Source organism: Dellaglioa sp. CoH-56-MRSF-14 (assembly GCF_056782115.1).
In genome coordinates this window covers 301,171-322,404 of sequence record NZ_JBXAYB010000001.1, presented here as the reverse complement: position 1 = coordinate 322,404, position 21,234 = coordinate 301,171, and the positions used below count along the sequence as shown (strand labels likewise).

Genomic DNA, 21,234 nt, shown 5'->3' with positions numbered 1-21,234 from the left:
AGCTTGTTTCTCTTGATCAGTCAACTATATGTTCCTCCTCTTCGAGTAAGTTACCTTGATTAATATGAAAAATCTTAGGTTCATTAATTAACGATCTAGCAATACCACTTAAGTTTGGTGTTGTTAAAAATGTTTGAACCTTATTTTGAATCGTCTTCAAAAGATGTGTTTGACGCATATCATCCAATTCAGAAAGAACATCATCCAAAAGAAGGACTGGATATTCCCCAGTTTCCTCTTTCATTAACTCAATTTCGGCTAATTTGACTGATAATGCTGTTGTTCTTTGTTGTCCTTGAGATCCATATGTTTGAACGTTTTTGCCGTTAATTAAAAAACGCACATCATCACGATGTGGCCCAGCTAAGGTTGTCCCTTGAAATATTTCTTTTTTTATTGATTTTTTTAAATCATTTTGTAATTGCGTATACAACTGTTCAATCGTTTTTTCTGACGCGTTTTCCAAATGAGTGGCATACTCAAATGTTAACGTTTCAGCGGACTGTGTAATCTCTTCTTGTAATTGGTTAGCCCAGAATTCAAGTTGTTTAAGAAATATTAAGCGTTGATGTACAATTTCTGCGCCAAAAGCAGCTAATTGATCAGATAATACATCTAAAAAAACTAAATCTTGGTCTTTTTTATGCTGTAACTGTTTTAGATATTGATTACGCTGTTTCAAAATAGTTCGGTATTGACCTAAATTATATAAATAACGTGCATTAATTTGGCCAAATTCCATATCAACAAATCTTCTTCTTACTGATGGGGCACCCTTTACAAGGGCTAAATCCTCTGGTGCAAACAAAATCACATTGAACTGTCCAATGTACTGTGACAATTTGGCCTGTTCAAGATGATTAACTTTAGCTTTTTTACCTTTAGAATTAATTTGAATCTCGAGTGGCAATGACCCTACTTGCTTATTCACCCGACCTTGGATTATCGCAGCTGTCTTATCCCACTTAATCAACTCTTTATCATTATTCGTTCTATGACTTCGAGTCATTGATAACACATAAATTGCTTCCAATAAATTCGTTTTACCCTGAGCATTTTCACCAAGTAATATATTGATTGCTGGTGAAAATGAGATATTTAAATCTTCATAGTTACGATAATCCCTCAAGGTTAAATTTTCTAGATACATTGATAAGCCTACTTTTCGTCCATTGAATGCATCGTAATAATTGCAATACCTGGAACTTCAATAACATCGCCAGGGTATAATTTACGTCCACGTCGGTCTTCTAATTCACCATTTACAAGGACTTCATTTTCACGTAAAAACCATTTTGCTTCGCCACCAGAATTAATAATTGTTTCTGATTTCAAAACTTGTTGTAGCATCATGTAAGGTGTTTCTAAATAAATATCTGATTTCAATTGTCGTCAACCTCCATTTTCTTCCTTTTCTATTATACCTTTTTTTTCGCAAAATTACAATTTCACATCTCATTTTAAGCCGATTTAAGCGATTTAAGTTTTAATTAGTCTTTTTACTCTAAAATTACTTAAAAGGCTATATTTTTAATTAAATGACTACAATTCACTATTGCCTTATTTTTTTAGTCAAAATCAAACCATAAAATTCATTTCTCACTTTTAATATAATTTACCTAAAAAAATAGAGTAAAAACAGTTTTATTGGCTGCTTTTACTCTATTTTTATTAGTTATTCATACACGAACAATTAATTAGAATGTTCGAACTGGTGTAATTAATTGAATAAATTGCGTTGTATCTTCAGTTGGGACTAAGGTAAATGGTCGTAATGGTTGTGTAAACGCAACTTTAATTTCAGTTTGTCCAAATGATCTTAAAGCATCTTTCATATAGTCTGGATTAAATGAAATTTCAAGATCATTTCCTGATAAATTGCTAAATTCTAATGCTTCCTCAACATTACCAACATCAGGCGAGTTACTATAAATGACAACTTTTTGTTCTGCCGTATTAATCGCTAGTTTAACAACGTTATTACGGCTTTCATGTGATAGTAATGACGCACGTTCAATTGCTGATAATAATTTAGGCGCATTAAACTCAATGTCTGTAGCTGATTCTTTAGGAATTAGACGAGTTGTATCAGGATAATTTCCTTCTAATAAACGTGAATAAAATGAGGTATTTCCAAGAATAAAGAGTACTTGGTTTTCTGAAATACGCATTTCAATATCTGGATTAGAATCGTCAATCATTCGTGATAATTCTACTAAAGATTTACCAGGAATAATAACATCATATTTTGCATCGTTTGCGCCTTCCAATGTAATTTTACGTTGGCTCAAACGATGACTATCTGTTGCGACTGCTAAAAACTCACCATTTTCAATGACAAAGTGAACACCAGTTAAAATAGGGCGACTTTCTTGGTTAGAAACGGCAATAACAGTTTGGCTAATAATTTGTTTTAAGATTGATCCCGAAAAAATTAAATTATCATCAGTATCAATTTCTGGTAAGTGAGGATAGTTATTTGCATCTAACCCATTAATATTGAATGAGGCTGATCCAGAAGTAATCTCAGTTTGATAACCATCAGTCACTGTTAATGAAAAAGTATCTTGCGGTAATTTTTTAACAATTTCGCTAAAGAATCGTGCAGGTAGCACAATTTCACCAGTTGATTCAATTGTTAAGTTATTAGATTCATCTTCAACAGATAAAAAAGTTTCAATAGAAACATCTGCATCACTACCTGTTAAAAGTAAACCAGAAGCAGTTAAGACAACTTTGATACCCGTTAATATAGGAATTGTTGTTTTTGAAGAAATAGCTCTTTGAACATCTGTTAATTGTTTAATGAATGCTGATCGATTAATTGTAAATTCCATAGTAAATCCTCCGGTAAGTTTAGTTATTAATTAAGTAATAAAAGAATAGAAGCAGTAGTAGGGCCTGTTAATCATGTTAAGAAATACGTTGGGACCATGTAAATAAAAGAATTCACATGTGGATAACCTGTGAGTAAACAAGCCGCCTTATCCACAATTGCCCACAACTATTATTGGTTAAGTTCACTCTTAAGATCTGAAATTTGACGCTGAAGTTTGTCATCAGTTTCTAACATTACAGCAATTTTTTCGTGAGCATGAATAACCGTTGTATGATCCTTACCACCAAATTCAGATCCAATCTTAGGTAAGGAATTGTCGGTAAGTTCGCGACTTAAGTACATAGCAATTTGACGTGGCATAACAATTGCTTTAACACGTTTTTTTCCTTTTAAATCGCCCACAGTAACGTGGAAATATTTAGCAACCCGATCTTGAACAATAGCAATTGAAATTTCATTTGATTTATCTTTTAAACTTAAGTTTTTTAAGGCATCGGCGGCTAAACTCGTTGTTATTTCTGAGTTTGATAAGGTCGCGTACGCTTGTACTCTAACCAAAGCGCCTTCAAGTTCACGAATATTCGAATCGATTTGGCCAGCAATATAACTTAATGTATCATCTGGTATTTCAAGATTTTCAGCATCAGATTTATTTCTTAAAATAGCAATTCTAGTTTCTAAATCAGGAGGGGTTATATCAACTGAAAGACCCCATTTAAAGCGAGATATAAGACGTTTTTGTAATTTTGGTATTTCGTTTGGTAAACGATCAGATGATAAGACAATTTGTTTTTTATCATCATATAAAGAGTTAAATGTATGGAAAAATTCTTCTTGTGTTGATTCTTTATCGGCAAAAAATTGAATATCATCCACCAGTAAGAGATCAACACTACGATATTCTTTTCGGAAATCTTCGGGCGTATTATTTCGAAGTGAGTTAATGAAGCCGTTAGTAAATGCTTCACTTGTAACGTATTTTACTTTTGCATCAGGATTGTTTAGAAGCATTTGGTGACCAATTGCGTGCATTAAATGGGTTTTACCCAAACCAACACCACCATAGAAAAAGAGCGGGTTGTACAAGCGGCCAGGTTCTTCAGAAACAACCAAAGCAGCAGCGTGGGCCATCTGATTACCTTTTCCAGTAACGAAGGTACTAAAGGTATATCTATCGTTTAATTTGGCATCACGCATAAAGGTAGGGACATTATCGTTATTAGAGTTTGAACTATTTGATACTGCCATATTTGATTGGCCGCCCGCGGTTAATTCACCCTTTATTTTTAAAACGGGATTGATTTCTTCACCAGTTGATTCGTAAAGAAACGCAACAACTTTTGGTGCTAGATGTTGTATCCAGTAAGTTTTATGTAGCTGGGAGGGTAGCTCAATAATAAGGTCGTTATTAATAAATTGTTTTGGTTCAGCTGATGAAATCCAAGTTTCGTAACTAACAGGGTTGAGTTGCGTTTTGAAATAATCAGTCAGTGAGGACCATAAATTTTCGAGAGTAAGCACAAAAAGCCTCCTTGTTTAAATAAATCGTAACTACAGTTTAGCATTTTAAAGAAGGGTTTTCCACAGGTTTAAAAAAATGTGTAAAAAATAATAACAGGGTCATTAATAAGTTTTCCACAGGGGTGGGCATAAAAAGATAAACCAGTTTTGTTTGCCATGTTATCCACAAATGAGTGATTGAAATAAAGTATGTTATTAAAGGATTTTCATTAGTTATTAACAGTTTTTAGTTAAGGGTGTGTATAACTTATTAACAGGCTGTTTATTGTGAAAAAGTGTGTGTTCCGAGTTGTGGACGACAAGATGTGTTTCACAACTCATCCACAACTAAAAAATAAATAGCGAAAAAGTGTGGATAACTAAATTACATTGAATTCTAATAATTTTCTTTCATAGAAGAAAGAAGTATGGTATTATATTCCGGTAAGTGAAATTGACGTCACTGGTATCTTATTTTTATCAAGATACCGATTAGTTGAAACATTAAGTATTTAAGGAGGTGCCTAAATTATGAAAAGAACATACCAACCTAAAAAACGTCACCGTGAACGCGTGCATGGTTTCCGTAAACGCATGAGTACAAAAGGCGGCCGTAACGTCTTAGCACGTAGACGCCGTAAAGGTAGAAAAGTATTGTCTGCATAGACCACTGATTTCAGTGGTTTTTTTTATTACAAAGATACAGTATCTATTTAACTGGAGATATTACATGAGAAAATCATATCGCGTTAAAAAAGAAGCAGAGTTCCAAACAGTTTTTAAAAAAGGTCAATCTTGTGCGAACCGAAAGTATGTTATATATATGATGGAAAAACCAGAACAAGCTCATTTTAGAGTTGGAATTTCAGTTGGAAAACGTATTGGGAATGCTGTTGCTCGTAATTGGGTTAAACGCCGTATTCGTCAATCGTTGTTAGAATTGAAACCAGATCTTAAACAAGATTGCGATTTTTTGGTTATTGCTAGACCATCTGTTGCTTGGTTGTCGCAAGAGGAATCCAAGAAACAATTAACACATGTTTTAAAAATAGCTAAAATTTTAGACTAATAAAGTGAGCGAGGGTATTCTTGTGAAAAAGAAGAGTAAGCGATTTTTAGTCCTATTAAGTATGTTGGGGTTAATGTTAGTCCTAGCGGGATGTAGTACAACACCAATAACGGAAAATAGTACAGGAATTTGGGATGGCGGTATCATCCTCAGTTTCTCTAGGGCTATTATTTTCCTTTCAAAATTATTTGGTGGGAACTATGGTGTTGGTATTATCATCTTTACCATAATCATTAGGGTTATTTTATTACCATTAATGATTTATCAAACAAAAAGTATGCGTAAAACAGCTGAAGTTCAACCTCAATTGAAGGCACTTCAAGCTAAGCATTCTGGTAAAGATGCTGCAACTGTTCAAAAATTACGTGAAGAACAACAGAAATTATATGCAGAAGCAGGCATTAATCCTGTTGCTGGATGTTTACCATTATTAGTACAGATGCCGATTTTATTAGCTCTTTATCAAGCTATTTTGAGAACGAACGTTTTGAAGACGGGTGAATTTTTATGGTTACAGCTTGGTGATAAAGATCCGTACTTCATCTTACCAATTTTTGCTGCAATCTTAACTTACTTTGTTTCTAAGTTGGGTGTTATGTCCCAACCTGAAGCAAACTCAATGTCAACGATGATGGTTTATGGTACACCAATAATGATTCTTGTGACAGCTGTTAACTTACCATCAGCCTTGTCATTATATTGGGTTATTACCAATGCATTCTCAGTTGGACAAACATTGTTAATTAATAATCCATTTAAAATTACACGTGAACGTGAAGAAAAAGTACGTCTTGAAAAAGAAAAAGTACAGGCTATTAAAAAAGCGAAAAAGAAAGCTTATAAGGGCCGTAACAAAAAGTAATTTTTGAAAACCAAAGTCCATTTAGTGGCTTTGGTTTTTTATTTTGGATATAATTACATAAAAGGTTAACAAGAGGAGGATTAAAATTGAGAAAATTAACAAAATCTAATAATAGAATTATTGCTGGTGTTGTCGGTGGTATTGCTGAATTTTTTAACTGGGACCCAACATTAACAAGAATAGGGTACGTTCTTTTAAGTGTCCTGAGTGCAGCATTCCCTGGTATTATTGTTTACATCATATGTGCAATAGTCATGCCAAATGCATCATCAAACTATAGATAACTAAAAATGCGTAACCAGAATATATCTGGTTACGCATTTTTGTTTCACGTGAAACATTTTAGAAAGTTGCTGTATCTGGATCTTGAGCATGACCAACAACACCATCTAGAGAGTTGATTTCTGCCATGTCTTCATCAGATAATTCAAAATCAAATAAATGAGTATTTTCTTCAATTCTGTCAGCATGAACAGATTTGGGAAGTGGTAAGAATCCATTTTGTAATGACCAACGTAAGGTAACTTGTGCAACACTGCGACCAATACGATTAGCAATTTTAACCATTGTTGGTTCCGTAAAGATAGCACCAGTTCCTAATGGGCTATAAGCTTCTAATTGAATATTATGCTTGTGACAATAATCAATTGTCTCTTTGGGAGTATCACCAGGAGCTAATCTAATTTGATTAATCATTGGTGTAATTGTTTGTGTTTCTTCCAAAATTTTAAAATGACGAGGACGGAAGTTAGAAACACCAATGGCTTTAATTTTACCTTCATTATAAAGATCTTCAAATGCACGCCATGTTTCTTGAAGATGACTTTCCCAATTATCTTCACGATAAGCAGCAGGATTTGGCCAGTGAATCAAGAATAAATCAAGGTAATCAACACCTAAATCTTTTAATGTTCGTGCAAATGCTGTTTGTGTTTCATCGTACGTATGAGCTGTATTAGCTAATTTACTTGTTAAAAAGATATCTTCACGAGCAACACCGCTTTCGGCAATACCTTCTCCAACACTACTTTCATTGTGGTACATTTCAGCAGTATCTAAATGTATGTAACCAGAAGCTAATGCTGATTTTACAGATGCTTTAGCAACATCACCACTTGGTGTTTGCCAAGTACCAAAACCAACAACAGGAATTTTGACACCATTTGCTAATTCATATGTGTCTGTTAATTTATTCATAGAATTAATCCTCCGAGTTTTTATATTTAGTATTTTCATTATAGGCTGAGTCCTATAGATTTTGTCAAATGAAAGAACTTTTCAAAAAAATCGTTCTGAAAAAGGGTATAGATAAGGGGTCAATTAGTGCTATAATATAACGATGATAATTATATTTGGAGGATGAACATGCCCATATTTACTGGAAAAAATGTTGATCAAGCTGTGAGTAACGGTTTGGCTGCATTAAAGCTTGAAAAAACACAGATTGAAATTAAAATAATCAATGAAGGTAAGTCTGGATTTTTATTTTTTGGCCGCAAAAAGGCAGAAGTTGAATTAATTGAAAAAAAAATAACAGAAAAACCAGTAAGCAAGAAAATTATTGATGAAAAAAAAGATAGTGTTACATCAAAGCCTCTAACAGCAGCAGAAAAAGCTGCTAGAAGTCAACTTAATGAAAAAGCAGTTCATGATGTTGGTTATTATTTGGCCGACATTACAGAATTAATGGGTATTGATACAGAAATTAATGTTCAATTTGAGCGCCGTCAGGTAACATATGATTTTAATACGAGTAAACAAGGATTATTAATTGGTAAACACGGTAAAAGTTTAAATGCTTTGCAATATTTAGCACAAGTTAATATGAATCAAAAAGCAGTTAGCAGAATGAATGTTATTCTAGATGTTGGTGGCTACCGTAAACGTCGCGAAGAAACGATTGAGCGCCTTGCAATTAAAGTGGCCAAGGATGTTATTAGAACGGGTGAGACGGTACAATTAGACCCGATGCCTGCTAACGAACGTAAGCAAATTCATTTTTATTTAGCACGAAATAACCGAATCAAAACAACATCGATTGGAACAGAACCTAAGCGCTCAGTAATTGTAGCGCCTAAAAATAAAAAATAGTCAGTAATAGAAGGGAGTCCCCACCCATGGCTTTAAAACATGATCCAGAAAAATTAGAAGATGAACTATGTTTTGCTATTTACACAGCACAAAAAGATTACAATAAATTTTATACAGAATCACTGAAGGAATTTAGCTTAACGTATCCGCAATATATTACGTTACTTTCATTGTGGGAAACGTCACCTGTTATGGTGAAGGAACTTGGTGCGAAGTTACATCTAGATAACGGAACATTAACACCACTTTTAAAACGTATGGAAAAGGATGATTGGATTCTTCGGACTAGAGATCCTGAGGATGAACGCCGTGTGAATGTCTCATTGACTGGAAAAGCTAAAAGAAGTAAACATAGAATTATGAAACAAATGTCGAATTGTTTTACTTCATTTGATATGACTGAAGAAGAATATCTTGGTTATGTTAATGAATTAAAAGTGATTACTAATAAATTAGAAAATCGCGGTATTCGTGGTTAGTGAATTAGAATCATCAAACAGACTTGTTGACAAATGTCGGTAAAAAAAGTATATTATTGGCATTGAACTTAATATTAGATAAAGTAGTGAAGGTGCTTTATCCACGTCCTTTTAGGGCGTGGAGTGGGCCCTTTTTTTGTTTGAAAAAATTTAAAGAATATGATTAATTAACTGCTAATAGAGCACTTGAAGGGAGTATTTAAAGATATGCCAGAATTAACAGAATTTGATACAATTGCCGCTATATCAACACCACCTGGTGAAGGTGCCATTTCAATTGTTCGATTAAGTGGTGAGGATGCCGTTCAAATTGCTAATAATGTATTTAAAGGGAAAAATTTAGGTAACGTTGATAGTCATACCATTAACTACGGACATATTTTAAATCCTAAAACGGATGAAGAAGTCGATGAGGTCATGGTCTCAGTTATGTTAGCACCTAAAACATTTACACGTGAAGATGTGATTGAAATTAACTGTCATGGTGGTATTGTACCAACGAATCAAATTTTACAATTATTATTAAGTAATGGGGCACGCTTAGCTGAACCTGGTGAATTTACAAAACGAGCATTCTTAAATGGTCGAATTGATTTATCTCAAGCTGAGGCTGTTATGGATTTAATTCGTGCTAAAACAGATCGCTCAATGAAAGTTGCACTAAATCAGTTAGATGGTAATTTAGCACGTCTAATCCGCAATTTACGTAAAGATATCGTAGATGTTTTGGCATTAGTTGAAGTTAATATTGATTATCCAGAATACGATGCTGGTGAAGAAATGACGACTAAATTATTGCTTGAAAAAGCACGTGATGTTAAGCAATATGTTCAAGAATTACTACAAACAGCGCAACAAGGTAAAGTATTACGTGAAGGATTAGCTACTGCCATAATTGGTCGACCTAATGTTGGTAAATCAAGTCTTTTGAATCACTTATTACATGAAGATAAAGCCATTGTAACTGATGTTGCTGGAACAACGCGTGATGTGATTGAAGAATACGTTAACGTTATGGGTGTACCTTTGAAATTGGTAGACACTGCCGGTATTCGTGATACAGAAGATAAGGTTGAAAAAATTGGGGTTGAACGTTCGAAAGAAGCGATTGTTCAAGCTGATTTAGTCATGCTTGTTTTGAATAGCAATGAACCTTTGTCTGCTGAAGATAAGCAGCTCATTAAATTAACACAGAATGATAAACGAATTGTTATCTTAAATAAAACAGATTTACCAGAAAATCTAGATCGTAAAGAATTAGAAAGTATGGTTGATCCAACGGAAATTATTTCTATTTCTGTCTTAAATCATGAAGGTGTGAAGCAACTTGAAGAAAAAATTGCTAACTTATTCTTTGGTGGAATTGAAAATAGCCAAACAACAGTTATGATTACTAATTCTCGTCATATTGGCTTGTTAAATCAAGCTGAGACTGCTTTAGATGATGTGATCACTGGGATTGCTTCCGGTATGCCAATCGATTTAGTTCAAATTGACATGACTAGAAGTTGGGAATTACTTGGTGAAATCACTGGTGATAGCTACAAAGATGAATTACTCACAGAATTATTTAGTCAATTCTGTTTAGGTAAATAATTGTTAGTAAATAGGAGAATATAAATGGACATTAAAACTTATGACGGCCCAGATTATGATGTAATTGTGGTTGGTGCTGGACATGCTGGTTCAGAAGCAGCACTCGCTGCTGCACGAATGGGTAATAAAACATTACTTATCACAATTAGTTTAGACATGGTTGCTTTTATGCCATGTAATCCTTCAATTGGTGGTCCAGCTAAAGGAATTGTTGTACGTGAAATTGATGCCTTAGGTGGCGAAATGGGTCGTAACATCGATAAAACTTATGTACAAATGCGTATGTTAAATACTGGTAAAGGTCCAGCTGTTAGAGCATTACGGGCACAAGCTGATAAACATCTTTATTCAAGTGAAATGAAACATACAATGGAAAAAGAAGAAAACCTAACGTTACGTCAAGGAACAGTCGATAGTTTAATTGTTGAAGATGGCGAATGTCATGGTGTTGTAACAAATACTGGGGCAAAATACCGTTCTAAAAGTGTTGTTTTAACAGTTGGAACGGCTGCTCGCGGTAAGATTATTATTGGCGAATTGAGTTATTCATCAGGTCCTAATAATTCACAACCTGCAATTAAATTATCTGAAAATCTTGAAGCTCTTGGATTTGATTTAGAACGTTTTAAAACTGGAACACCACCTCGTGTTGATGGGAATACAATTGATTACAGTGTGACTGATGAACAACCAGGGGATGTTGAACCTAACCACTTTAGTTTTGAAACACCTGATGAAGATTATATTGATGTTAAAAATCAATTATCTTGTTGGTTAACGTATACCAACTTGAAAACGCATGAGATTATTAATGCTAACCTTGATCGTGCACCTATGTTCTCAGGAATTATTAAAGGTGTGGGTCCACGTTACTGTCCATCTATTGAAGATAAAATTGTTCGTTTCTCTGATAAACCTCGTCATCAGCTCTTCTTAGAACCAGAAGGCCGTTCAACGGACGAATTTTACGTTCAGGGCCTTTCTACGTCAATGCCGGAAGAAGTCCAACAAGATATTATTCATTCAATTAAGGGCCTTGAAAACGCTGAATTAATGCGTCCGGGTTATGCGATTGAATATGATGTCGTGGCTCCTTATCAATTACGACCAACGCTTGAAACTAAATTAGTGAAGAATTTATATACCGCTGGTCAAACAAACGGGACTTCTGGATATGAAGAAGCTGCTGGACAAGGAATAATGGCAGGAATTAACGCTGGGTTACGTGCTTTAGGCCGCGAAGATTTTACGTTAAATCGAAGTGACGCTTATATCGGTGTTATGATTGATGATTTAGTAACAAAAGGGACAAACGAACCTTATCGTCTATTAACATCTCGTGCTGAATATCGCTTAATCTTACGTCATGATAACGCTGATTTACGTTTAACTGAAAAAGGATATGATATTGGTTTAATTTCTGAAAAGAGATTAGCTATTTTTAAAGCTAAAAAAGCTGAAATTGAAGCCGAAAAAGCTAGATTACAATCATTCCGTATTAAACCTACTGAAGATGTGAATGCATTCTTAGCAGAACATAATAGTGCCGCTTTGAAAGATGGCGTGTTGGCTAATGAATTTTTACGTCGCCCTGAGGTAACTTACGCAGACATTGAGAAGTTTATTCCAGGTCCTGACCATGAATTAGACCATAGAATTATTGAACAAGTAGAAATCCAATTTAAGTACGAAGGCTATATTAAAAAAGCACAAGAAAAAGTTGCGAAGTTAAAACGTATGGAAGCTAAAAAAATTCCAACAAATATTGATTACGATTCTATTGAAGGAATTGCGACGGAAGCGCGTCAAAAATTCATTAAGATTCAACCAGAAACATTAGCTCAAGCTAGTCGTATTAGTGGTGTGAATCCTGCTGATTTATCAATTCTTGCTGTTTATATTGAACAGGGTAAGATTGCTAAAGTTAATAATTAATAGTACAGAAATGCAGAAAAGGCACCAATCAAGTATACTTGATTGGTGCCTTTTTAACTTTTTATAATTAGGTTAAGCAATAAACTTAAAATCCAGCTGCAGAGATGATTGAAGCTATGTTGGCTGCTAAACTGACAGCAAATACTGACATAACAATCATGAAAACTAAAGCTAATAGAAGTTGTCCAATGACAACGCCGTAAAGTTTATCTATTTTAAGTGGATTTGTATCAATAATCATCGATAAAATGAAAGCAATACTCATGATAAGGGCCATTAAAGCATACATGAATACAGCAAGGCCTCTCATTCCAAGTAGCATGAAAAGCATACTAAGGACAGCTAATACAAGATTGATCATGAGGTAGTGTGTAAAGCGATTTGTAAATGAAAGTAAGGTATCACTCTTATCGCCTAAAACAACATTACGAACAAAAAATCCAATTAGTATGTAAAAGGCAAAAGCTAGTAGTGTTAAGAAAAATAATTTTGCGTAGACACTACTGTCAATTGTTGGCGCATAGGTACTTTGAGTGTTAAAGAGTCCTGAAAATAGACTTGAATTAACAGATTTAGCAACATTATCCATTATTAATTTTACAAAAATATCATTAAATATGGCGAATAAAATAATTGTCGTAAAGCCGAAATATTTATGACCATTTTCTAAAATTGTGGGATGTTTAATGGCATTTAAGAAATAAGACCAATAATTTGATGCGAATGTTTTAGCTTGTTCAATATTCTCATTTTGAGCTTTAGTATCTTGTTGTTGCGTGTATTGTTGTTGGAATTTTGTTGGTTCTTGTACGTTTTGTGATTGTGTTGCGGCCGTTTCTTGGGCTGGTTTAATGGAAAAGGCAAATCCACAGTTTGTACAAAATTTTACATTTTCTGGTTGTTGTGAACTACAGTTTGGGCATGTTTTCATGATTATTTCCTCCAAAGTTTAGTTGTCTTCAATTTTTTCACTAATTTTTTTAGCGGGTGTAATTGACTTGATTAAGAAGTCATCGTTATTAGAATAATTAACTTTAGCAGTATATCTAAATACTTGTGTTTTAGTTGAATAATTATCGTCACTATCAGTGAAATCGAACGTATAAGTAACATCATAAGCGACATCAAATTTATTTTTATCTGTCGGTGTTACTGATAATACTTTAGCGTCATAAGAGACACTACTGATTGCATCATCATCATGATAATTTTTAGCAATAGTCACCCATGCCTTGGCATCTGCATTGCTTGAGCCATTAACAAAGAAACTGCCTATTGAGCCATAACTATCATTTGAATCCTCATTAGAGTCATCACCATCGATAGTGTAGTCATCAATTTGGGTAAATAAATTGTCTATATAACTTTCTGCATCATCTAGAGTTAACATATTAGGAAAATTAATATTGAATAAATTGCTACTAGAACTATCTTGAAAGCCATTTTCATCTGTATTATTTAAAGTTACGTCGTTATCATCATCGCTACCTGAAATTTGGTATTCACTGGTAACGAGAGTGTTGTCTCCGACCTTTTCTTTAAGCTGCAATCGATTGTTTCCAGAAGAGGCAATAGGGCCAATTGTTGCAGAACCATCATCATCAGTTGTACCAACTTTTTTAGAATTAACATAGATATCAGCATTTGCGATACTTTTAATTCTAAAAGTAAGTGTACTTAAATCTAAATTGACGTTAGAAGTTGAACTAGTGAGCGTCTCAGTCGATTTATTATTTAGTTTAGTACCATCAATAGAGCCAGCTGCTTCTATTGTGTAGTTACCGGGAACTAGATTTGAGATTGTTTTACTGTAATTATCAGAGTCAGCTGTAGCAACTTTTTTATCATTCATCTTGATAACAGCCCCAGAGCTATTCGTTGATAAGTTAACGGAAACGGTTGAAAAGTCAGCCGTATATTTAGGGAATAATAACCAATGTTTACCATTTTCTTTTAAATGAAAATGTGTTGAAGTGCTTGCTCCATTGGTTAATTCGTTTTTAAAAGTTTTAAGAGAGTCTGTACTACCCCATGCATCTGATGCAGGTTTCATAGACTCATCAGTAATTTTTAATGCCGTATCCGATGTTGAAAAATAAGCTTCCATGTTTTTATCGGTTTTTAATGCATCTGTAATTCGTTCAATTTGATTTTCTTTTGAGTAATATTTTGTTCCAGCATAGTAGCCAACAACAATAATAAGAGCGATAATACCAATCAAAATTCTGATGAATTTTGTTTTACCTGAGATGGGTAATTTAGGATTTGCAGTTCGTGTTTGTGTAGGTGGCATTTGTTGTTGTGTTGGTTGAACCGGCGTAACAGGTTGCTGTGACGCAACTGAATTAACACGTAAATCAAAATTACAATTAGGACAGAAATTACCATCCTTAGGAACTTCACTTCCACAATTAGGACAGAATTTTTTTGTCGTACTCCCAGATAAATCATCTGAAGGCGCATAATAGATTTGTTCTTTTTTAATCATTGGATCTCCTTTTTAACTACCTTAATAATATGATTAACTTTGACTACTTAACTAAAAGTTACCAAATCTAGTGTATACATAGCGAGTTTTAGTTTATAAAATAATGGCTAACTCAATCGCATAAAATAGGATTTTAATCATTGGTACTTATGTATTTTTTTAGGTTGTTAGATGCAGAATTAGTAATACCCCCCGTGGCCTCCTTAGATTTAAATTACTAAATCAACGAATAAAGACAAACCTTAAACGAAACTTAAGTTATTTTATCAGCTTAAAAGGTTTTTGTATATATATATATATTAAAAAAAGATAAGCTATAATCTGTTTGATTGTTTTAAAAACCTTTACCATAAAGAGAACCTTTCTGATTAGGAGTTTAATATGCTTAAAAAAATAGGAATTTTAATTCGTGCTAAACGAAAATTATTGAATATGACCATTGAGCAACTGGCTGAAAAATCAAAATCTTCTGTTAGTTTAATTTCTTTGATAGAGCGAGGTAAGTTAGATAATATTAAAATAAAAAAATTATCAGATATTGCTGAAGCGCTGGATATGACGTTAGCTGACTTCTTTACTAATCAAAATTTAAAAGGTGTTGCAACGCTGGATTTGATTAATTATCTTGCTTCTTTACCCAAAGAAAAAAGAGAAGCGACAGCTGAATTATTGCTTAAAGTAATCCGTTTATAAATGATTATCATTAATGATTGACCATGCTATTTCTTCAATAGTGTGGTCAATTTTTTGTGCTTGATAGGCTGAGACTAAATCAATTTGTTTGGTAGGTAAATCTAAAGTTAAAATATCAAAATTGTGAAAATCAATCCTATGGTTACTAAAGTCATAAATTAAAAATTTTAAATCTTGTAATACCTTCAAATTATCGTGTATATCTATCCCATTCATAAATAAAATCTCCCTTACTAAAAAACTGTATAAAAAAAGCATTAGCTTTTATTAGCTAATGCTTAGATTACAACAAAAATAGTTAATTTATAAGACTGATATTAATAAAAATTAATTCTAACGATAGTACTGAGTTTTGTCAATATGACATAAATTAAAGGTTTATCCTTTTAAGTAGATTAATTAATTTAAGTAAGTATTGAAGTAATAATTATTTAAAAAGCTGTTGAAAAATAGACAGTAAAAGGAGCAACAAAATAACTATAAAATGACGATTTTTATGAAGCATTATGATAGCAATGAATTCACGCAAGAACGCATTAGGTAAAAAATACCATGGCGTTTTCCCGCCAATGCCTTGAGCATTTACACCAACCATTCGTGCAAATATTGCAGCACGAAAGATATGGTAGTTATTTGAACTGAATAAAATATGATCCCCTCTATGATCAAGATCAATTATTTTTTTTGAGAAACGCATATTTTCAAAAGTCGTTGTTGATTTGTCTTCTAGTAATGTAAATTCTTCTGGATAACCACTGTCGATGGCCCATTTTTGCATTGCCTGTGCTTCTGAAATAGACTCATCATTACCTTGCCCACCTGAAAAAATAATAATCGGGCGTTTACCGCCTAATAGTATTTGTTTGTCCGCAAAATTGGTAGCACGTTTGATTCTGTTGGCAAGTAGTTTACTAACTTTATAACCGTTGATTAAACCTGCACCTAGTACAATGATGTAGTCTTGATCATATTTTGGACGTCGTAAGCTATATAAAATACTAACAGACAAGAAATTTAAAAAAGCGAACATAAGATATAAGCCAGTCAACGAAGCAAAATTAAATGGTAATTGAAGATACCAAGGCCACGTACTGATTAAAGGTGTCACAAACCAGCGAATGATAAGAACAATAGCAAGTAGTAGTCCAAGCATGTTAGCTAATGAATAACTTTCACGTTTAAAGACTAGTCCAGTATTAATTAATAAAAATGGAATAGTTGCAATTGAAAGTAATATCAAACCTATAGCGCCAACAATGATAATAAAAACAGCGCTATTTTTCATAAAATTGATAGGGGAAGTAGCGAGTACACCTATTAAAGAAATGACAAATATATTGAACAGAAATCCATTAATTAATTGACGTGGTTCTTTGTGAAAGCTGATATACCAAATAGCTAACAATAAAATAGGTAGTAACAGTATTAGATAGTCCATATGAATTCCTCCGAAGTAATAGATAATAAACTAATTCTAGCATATTTTTGAATAAATAAGGTACTAATAAATTTATATTTAACCGTTTACATGGACGTTAACATATGATATATTATTCACATGAACAAAATATCATATGAATAATATATCATATAGAGGAGATGCTATAATGGTCACACTATTAGGTTCAACTGTACTCGCATTCATTTCAACAAATATCGATTATCTTTTAATTCTAATTATTATTTTTGCTAAGTATAAAAATAAACATGAAGAAAAATTAATATTTATAGGAGAGCTACTTGGTAGTGGGACGCTTATAGCAGTTAGTTTGATTGCTGCCTTTTGGTTAAAACTGATTCCTGAAGAATGGATCTTAGGATTTTTGGGACTTATTCCGATTATAATGGGTATAAAAATGTATTTTAGTGATGAAGATGAGGGTAATGAGGTCCGGGAGAAATTAGGAAAACCGGGTCAAGGCATAATTTTAAATGTAATTATGATTACTATTGCAACTTGTGGACCAGATAATCTTGCTATCTACGTCCCATTTTTCACGACATTATCTATTAGGGATGTACCTATTGTACTGATGCTATTTTTTATATTCTTATGTATCATTACATGGTTGAGTAAAATGATTACTAATTTACCTAAAATCCAAGAATTTTTTCAAAATTTTGGTAATTTAATCACTCTAATTGTTTATGTTTTCTTAGGTCTATATATATTATTAGAAAGTGGTACTATTCAGCACTTTATGTAGGAGGAAAATAATGCAACCGTACAATGAAATTCCAAAAAGTGAACTTGATGAATCAATTATGATAACTAAGCTATTGAATAATCGAATAAGATTACAATTAATCTATTTATTGGAACAACATGAATATAATGTAACTGAATTATCAAAGATACTTAATGTTGAACAAACAAACTTATCTCATCAATTAAGTTTATTAAAAACGCATCAAATAATTAGTCAGAGACGAGAAGGAAAGTTAATGTACTATCAAATTGACGATCCGCATATTATTGAAACTATGACAGCGCTGTTGCAACATGCAAAACACGTTGCAAATGGAAAACCTTATTAAATAGAAACGTAAGAAAAAGAGATTAACTTCAAATTGAAGTTAATCTCTTTTTTGATTTTTAAAATCTGTAGTGGTTACTATGGACCCTAACGGATTTGAACCGTCGACCTTCTACTTGCGGAGCAGACGCTCTCCCAACTGAGCTAAGGGCCCGAATAGCTTTATAATACACCAAATAGCCAAAATTAAAAGAAAAAGTTAGTTTTGCTTCTATGTATTTATGCCATTTTAAAATGTTTCACATGAAACATTTTAAAATGAGTAACGATTTTTAAAGATAAAAGGTTTCAAATATCACTTGTTAATAGTAGGGTAAAAAGCATTAAATACCAGTTTTTGATTAATGATGAATAAGCCGAAGAGTATAAGATTTTTGTTTTTAAATAGCAGACATAATCTTATGATGGCGTGATGTGAAGATATTTCCAAACATTAATAATTATTCGATTAATACTCTTTTAGAAGGAACAAATAATAAAATTCAGATTTCTAACGGACTTATTTCCAATCTTAGCAACTTTTATAGATTCCGAACCAGAATACTTTATATATTAAAATCCATAAAAAAAGGTCCCACTCACTTAGTGAGTGGGACCTTCATAATATTATTTATTAACAGTACCAGCAAATGAAGCAGGGTAATATGCTAATGCACCAATTTTAACATTTTGACCAGGTTCTGGAGCAGCGATATATTGGCCACCACCTAAGTAAATACCAACATGGTATGTAGAACCTTGAGCTCCCCAGAATAATAAATCTCCAGGTTGAGCAGCAGCAGTTGATTTCTTAGAAACATTTGATTCTTGTCCAATAGTATTACGGTTTAAGTTAATACCAACTTTTGCGAATACATATTGTGTGAATCCTGAACAATCAAAACCAGAAGGAGTTGATCCACCCCAAACATAAGGAGTACCTATGTATGCTTTAGCAACAGAGATAACTTTGCTTGCTGAGTAGCTTGCTGTTTGTGTTGTAGAGCTTGCAGCAGCAGTATTAGCTGTTGAAGTAGTATTAGAACTTGCAGCAGCAGTATTAGTTGTTGAAGTAGTATTAGAACTTGCAGCAGCAGTATTAGTTGTTGAAGTAGTATTAGAACTTGCAACAGCAGTGTTAGCTGTTGAAGCAGTATTAGAACTTGTAGCAGCCTTAGGTGTTGAAGTAGCATTAGAAGTTACAGCAGCTTTAGGTGTTGTTGTAGCTTTTGCAGGTGTAACAACTTTTTCAGCAGTTGTAGAAGCTACTTTAGCCATTGAACCTGTTAAGTTTAATGTTTGGCCAGGGTTAATCATTGAATTAGAAGATAAACCATTAGCATCACATAGTGCTGAGATAGTAATACCGTTTGATTGAGCGATTGACCATAATGAATCGCCGTTTTTAACAGTAACAGTCTTATTATTTGTAGTAGATGCTGCTTTAGGTGTAGCTGTTTCTACTTTAGGAGTTGCAGTAACTGATTTAGCAGCACTTACTTCTGCTTTAGGAGTTGTAGCAACTGGTTTAGCAGTACTTGTTTCTACTTTAACAGTTTTAGCTGGTGTTACTTTAGCGGGAGTAACAGTAGTACTTGCAGCTACCGCTTTTGAACCAGTTAATGTTAAATTTTGACCGGGTAAGATAAGTGCTGAGTTATCAGCAAATCCATTAGCCGAACGAAGTGCTGAGATTGAAATGCCATTTTCTTTAGCGATTGACCATAATGAATCACCATTTTTAACAGTAACGGATGTTTTATTTACTGAAGTATTAGTAGTAACGATAGTACTTGTTTTAGCTGAAGTACTTTTTTGTGTTGAGCTTGCTTTAGCGTTGCTATCCTTTTCAGGAATATTTAATGATTGACCACTTACAATAATATGAGAATTTGCGTCAATATTGTTTAAAGTTTCGATTGTTTTGATTGAAACGCCATACTTCTGAGAAAAAGCCCAAACAGTATCGTTTGTTTGAACTTTAACTGTTGCTGCATCAGCAGTTGCGTTAGATGCAAGAAGGAGGCCAGCGGTACCAACTGTACCGAGTAATAATGATTTAAGTGTGTTATTCAAGTTGAGTCACATCTACTTTCTTATTTTATTGGATTTATACTACAGTAACTATTGTAACCGGTTAGTGTTGCAATCAAATACAAAAACTATTACAACTTAGCATGATTTTGTAATATATACTAAGTAATGTTTATATATCAATGATAATGATGATTTATGTATTTAACTTATAATTTATTTAATTTAGTAAATCCCATGTGCAATAATGGTTTAGAACACTTTCAATATATTTTAAATTAAAATATATTGCCCCCCGATGTTACAAAGATATTACAGAAACCTTATGTTTCTATACTACTAGAACTAATTAAAACTATACCAGTCGTTTTACATGGTTGCAAATGAAATTTTAAGTTTTAATAGAAAGGGATTTCATTGTCTGGTATCATTTGAATTATTGGATATTGAAAGTCCTTAAATAGTTGGCGTATAATTAACTAAATAAGGGGATAAAAAATATAATGATTAGGTGGAAATATGAAAAGAATAGTTAAAGAAATAATGAGTTGGATTATACCGATTGCAATCGGTTTAATAATCGCGATGCTTTTAAAAACATTTGTTGTCACAATGGTACGTGTTGATGGGCCATCGATGCAACCTAACTTAGTTAATAATGAGCATGTTGCTGTTGTTAAAGTTATTGATATTAAGCGCTTTAGTACTGTTGTTTTTGATGCATACGGCGTAGATCCTGATGCAACTGAGGGTCAAGAGTATGTTAAACGTGTTATTGGAATGCCTGGTGATACAGTAGAATTTAAAAATGATCATGTCTATGTTAATGGTAAAGAAATTGAAGAACCTTATATTTCAACTTATCAAAAAACAGTAGGGACAAGGGTTCAGAACATAAATGCTAAAAACTGGACATTCAAGTCATTGGCTGTAGATAATCAATGGGCTAAAGATACTTCAGCTATCAGAGTACCTTCAGATAAATATTTTGTTCTAGGAGATCATCGTTCAGTATCTAATGATAGTCGTTACTGGGGGTTCGTTGATAAGTCGAAAATTCAAGGTGTTGTAAAAGTACCATTCTGGAATTTTAATAAGGCTGATCATAAATATATTTATTAATTGCATTAAA

Annotated in this window: 22 protein-coding genes and 1 tRNA gene; 12 read left to right on the top strand and 11 right to left on the bottom strand. The window is 33.2% G+C overall.

The annotated features are described in order from the left end of the window. Window positions 1-16: 16 nt before the first annotated feature. The 4 genes from recF to dnaA all read right to left on the bottom strand — a co-directional run bounded on the left by recF (window position 17) and on the right by dnaA (window position 4,360). On the bottom strand, window positions 17-1,150 hold the full coding sequence (gene recF / locus AC1RPX_RS01480) for a DNA replication/repair protein RecF (RefSeq protein WP_409021849.1): 1,134 nt from the start codon (window positions 1,148-1,150) through the stop codon (window positions 17-19). An 8-nt stretch (window positions 1,151-1,158) separates the two neighbouring features. Further along, window positions 1,159-1,386, bottom strand: coding sequence for a S4 domain-containing protein YaaA (gene yaaA, locus AC1RPX_RS01475; protein ID WP_057974154.1), 228 nt, complete (start codon window positions 1,384-1,386; stop codon window positions 1,159-1,161). A gap of 311 nt (window positions 1,387-1,697) precedes the next feature. After that, window positions 1,698-2,837, bottom strand: coding sequence for a DNA polymerase III subunit beta (gene dnaN, locus AC1RPX_RS01470; RefSeq protein ID WP_481761086.1), 1,140 nt, complete (start codon window positions 2,835-2,837; stop codon window positions 1,698-1,700). Window positions 2,838-3,007: 170 nt separating this feature from the next. Continuing rightward, window positions 3,008-4,360, bottom strand: coding sequence for a chromosomal replication initiator protein DnaA (gene dnaA / locus AC1RPX_RS01465; protein WP_481761085.1), 1,353 nt, complete (start codon window positions 4,358-4,360; stop codon window positions 3,008-3,010). 510 nt (window positions 4,361-4,870) lie between these two features. Here dnaA and rpmH point away from each other — a divergent pair. The 4 genes from rpmH (at window position 4,871) to AC1RPX_RS01445 (ending at window position 6,554) form a co-directional block, all read left to right on the top strand. Beyond that, window positions 4,871-5,005, top strand: a complete 135-nt coding sequence (gene rpmH / locus AC1RPX_RS01460; protein WP_057974157.1) for a 50S ribosomal protein L34 — start codon at window positions 4,871-4,873, stop codon at window positions 5,003-5,005. 64 nt (window positions 5,006-5,069) lie between these two features. Further along, window positions 5,070-5,408 (top strand): ribonuclease P protein component, encoded by a 339-nt coding sequence (rnpA, locus tag AC1RPX_RS01455; RefSeq protein ID WP_409021846.1) that lies wholly within the window; start codon window positions 5,070-5,072, stop codon window positions 5,406-5,408. Window positions 5,409-5,430: 22 nt separating this feature from the next. Continuing rightward, window positions 5,431-6,270 (top strand): membrane protein insertase YidC, encoded by an 840-nt coding sequence (gene yidC / locus AC1RPX_RS01450; protein WP_481761084.1) that lies wholly within the window; start codon window positions 5,431-5,433, stop codon window positions 6,268-6,270. 86 nt (window positions 6,271-6,356) lie between these two features. Next, entirely contained in the window at window positions 6,357-6,554 is a 198-nt protein-coding gene (locus AC1RPX_RS01445) for a PspC domain-containing protein (RefSeq protein WP_409021843.1), read from the top strand. Window positions 6,555-6,612: 58 nt separating this feature from the next. Here the strand turns inward: AC1RPX_RS01445 and AC1RPX_RS01440 are convergent, their stop codons facing one another. Then, complete coding sequence (locus AC1RPX_RS01440; protein WP_481761083.1) at window positions 6,613-7,467, bottom strand: aldo/keto reductase; 855 nt, start codon at window positions 7,465-7,467, stop codon at window positions 6,613-6,615. 162 nt (window positions 7,468-7,629) lie between these two features. Between AC1RPX_RS01440 and jag the strand changes: the two genes are divergently transcribed. The 4 genes from jag to mnmG all read left to right on the top strand — a co-directional run bounded on the left by jag (window position 7,630) and on the right by mnmG (window position 12,371). Further along, entirely contained in the window at window positions 7,630-8,361 is a 732-nt protein-coding gene (gene jag, locus AC1RPX_RS01435) for an RNA-binding cell elongation regulator Jag/EloR (RefSeq protein WP_481762399.1), read from the top strand. A gap of 26 nt (window positions 8,362-8,387) precedes the next feature. Next, window positions 8,388-8,840: a MarR family winged helix-turn-helix transcriptional regulator gene (locus AC1RPX_RS01430; RefSeq protein WP_481761080.1), complete on the top strand. Its 453-nt coding sequence runs from the start codon at window positions 8,388-8,390 to the stop codon at window positions 8,838-8,840. Between the two features lie 207 nt (window positions 8,841-9,047). Further along, complete coding sequence (gene mnmE / locus AC1RPX_RS01425; RefSeq protein ID WP_481761079.1) at window positions 9,048-10,436, top strand: tRNA uridine-5-carboxymethylaminomethyl(34) synthesis GTPase MnmE; 1,389 nt, start codon at window positions 9,048-9,050, stop codon at window positions 10,434-10,436. A gap of 24 nt (window positions 10,437-10,460) precedes the next feature. Further along, a complete protein-coding gene (gene mnmG, locus AC1RPX_RS01420; protein WP_481761078.1) occupies window positions 10,461-12,371 on the top strand; it encodes a tRNA uridine-5-carboxymethylaminomethyl(34) synthesis enzyme MnmG in 1,911 nt (636 codons plus the stop codon). 85 nt (window positions 12,372-12,456) lie between these two features. Here mnmG and AC1RPX_RS01415 read toward each other — a convergent pair whose 3' ends face one another. After that, window positions 12,457-13,302 (bottom strand): DUF6574 domain-containing protein, encoded by an 846-nt coding sequence (locus AC1RPX_RS01415; protein ID WP_481761077.1) that lies wholly within the window; start codon window positions 13,300-13,302, stop codon window positions 12,457-12,459. 18 nt (window positions 13,303-13,320) lie between these two features. Next, window positions 13,321-14,859 carry a zinc ribbon domain-containing protein gene (locus AC1RPX_RS01410; RefSeq protein ID WP_481761076.1) on the bottom strand — a complete coding sequence of 513 codons (1,539 nt, stop codon included), beginning with the start codon at window positions 14,857-14,859 and terminating at the stop codon, window positions 13,321-13,323. A gap of 381 nt (window positions 14,860-15,240) precedes the next feature. Between AC1RPX_RS01410 and AC1RPX_RS01405 the strand changes: the two genes are divergently transcribed. Beyond that, the gene (locus tag AC1RPX_RS01405; RefSeq protein WP_481761075.1) at window positions 15,241-15,552 is read left to right on the top strand and encodes a helix-turn-helix domain-containing protein; all 312 of its coding nucleotides are present in this window, start codon (window positions 15,241-15,243) and stop codon (window positions 15,550-15,552) included. Here the strand turns inward: AC1RPX_RS01405 and AC1RPX_RS01400 are convergent. Both AC1RPX_RS01400 and AC1RPX_RS01395 read right to left on the bottom strand, forming a co-directional pair. Continuing rightward, window positions 15,547-15,768 carry a hypothetical protein gene (locus tag AC1RPX_RS01400; protein WP_409021835.1) on the bottom strand — a complete coding sequence of 74 codons (222 nt, stop codon included), beginning with the start codon at window positions 15,766-15,768 and terminating at the stop codon, window positions 15,547-15,549. The genes AC1RPX_RS01405 and AC1RPX_RS01400 overlap by 6 nt on opposite strands. Before the next feature lie 211 nt (window positions 15,769-15,979). Continuing rightward, window positions 15,980-16,990 (bottom strand): YdcF family protein, encoded by a 1,011-nt coding sequence (locus AC1RPX_RS01395; RefSeq protein ID WP_481761074.1) that lies wholly within the window; start codon window positions 16,988-16,990, stop codon window positions 15,980-15,982. Window positions 16,991-17,159: 169 nt separating this feature from the next. Between AC1RPX_RS01395 and AC1RPX_RS01390 the strand changes: the two genes are divergently transcribed. After that, window positions 17,160-17,759 (top strand): cadmium resistance transporter, encoded by a 600-nt coding sequence (locus AC1RPX_RS01390; protein ID WP_481761073.1) that lies wholly within the window; start codon window positions 17,160-17,162, stop codon window positions 17,757-17,759. A 10-nt stretch (window positions 17,760-17,769) separates the two neighbouring features. Continuing rightward, window positions 17,770-18,090, top strand: a complete 321-nt coding sequence (locus AC1RPX_RS01385) for an ArsR/SmtB family transcription factor (protein WP_481761072.1) — start codon at window positions 17,770-17,772, stop codon at window positions 18,088-18,090. Window positions 18,091-18,170: 80 nt separating this feature from the next. Here AC1RPX_RS01385 and AC1RPX_RS01380 read toward each other — a convergent pair. Continuing rightward, a tRNA-Ala gene (locus AC1RPX_RS01380) sits at window positions 18,171-18,243 on the bottom strand. Between the two features lie 452 nt (window positions 18,244-18,695). Further along, window positions 18,696-20,144, bottom strand: a complete 1,449-nt coding sequence (locus AC1RPX_RS01375) for a C40 family peptidase (RefSeq protein WP_481761071.1) — start codon at window positions 20,142-20,144, stop codon at window positions 18,696-18,698. 477 nt (window positions 20,145-20,621) lie between these two features. Between AC1RPX_RS01375 and lepB the strand changes: the two genes are divergently transcribed. Further along, window positions 20,622-21,224, top strand: a complete 603-nt coding sequence (gene lepB, locus AC1RPX_RS01370; protein ID WP_481761070.1) for a signal peptidase I — start codon at window positions 20,622-20,624, stop codon at window positions 21,222-21,224. The last annotated feature ends 10 nt before the right edge of the window (window positions 21,225-21,234 follow it).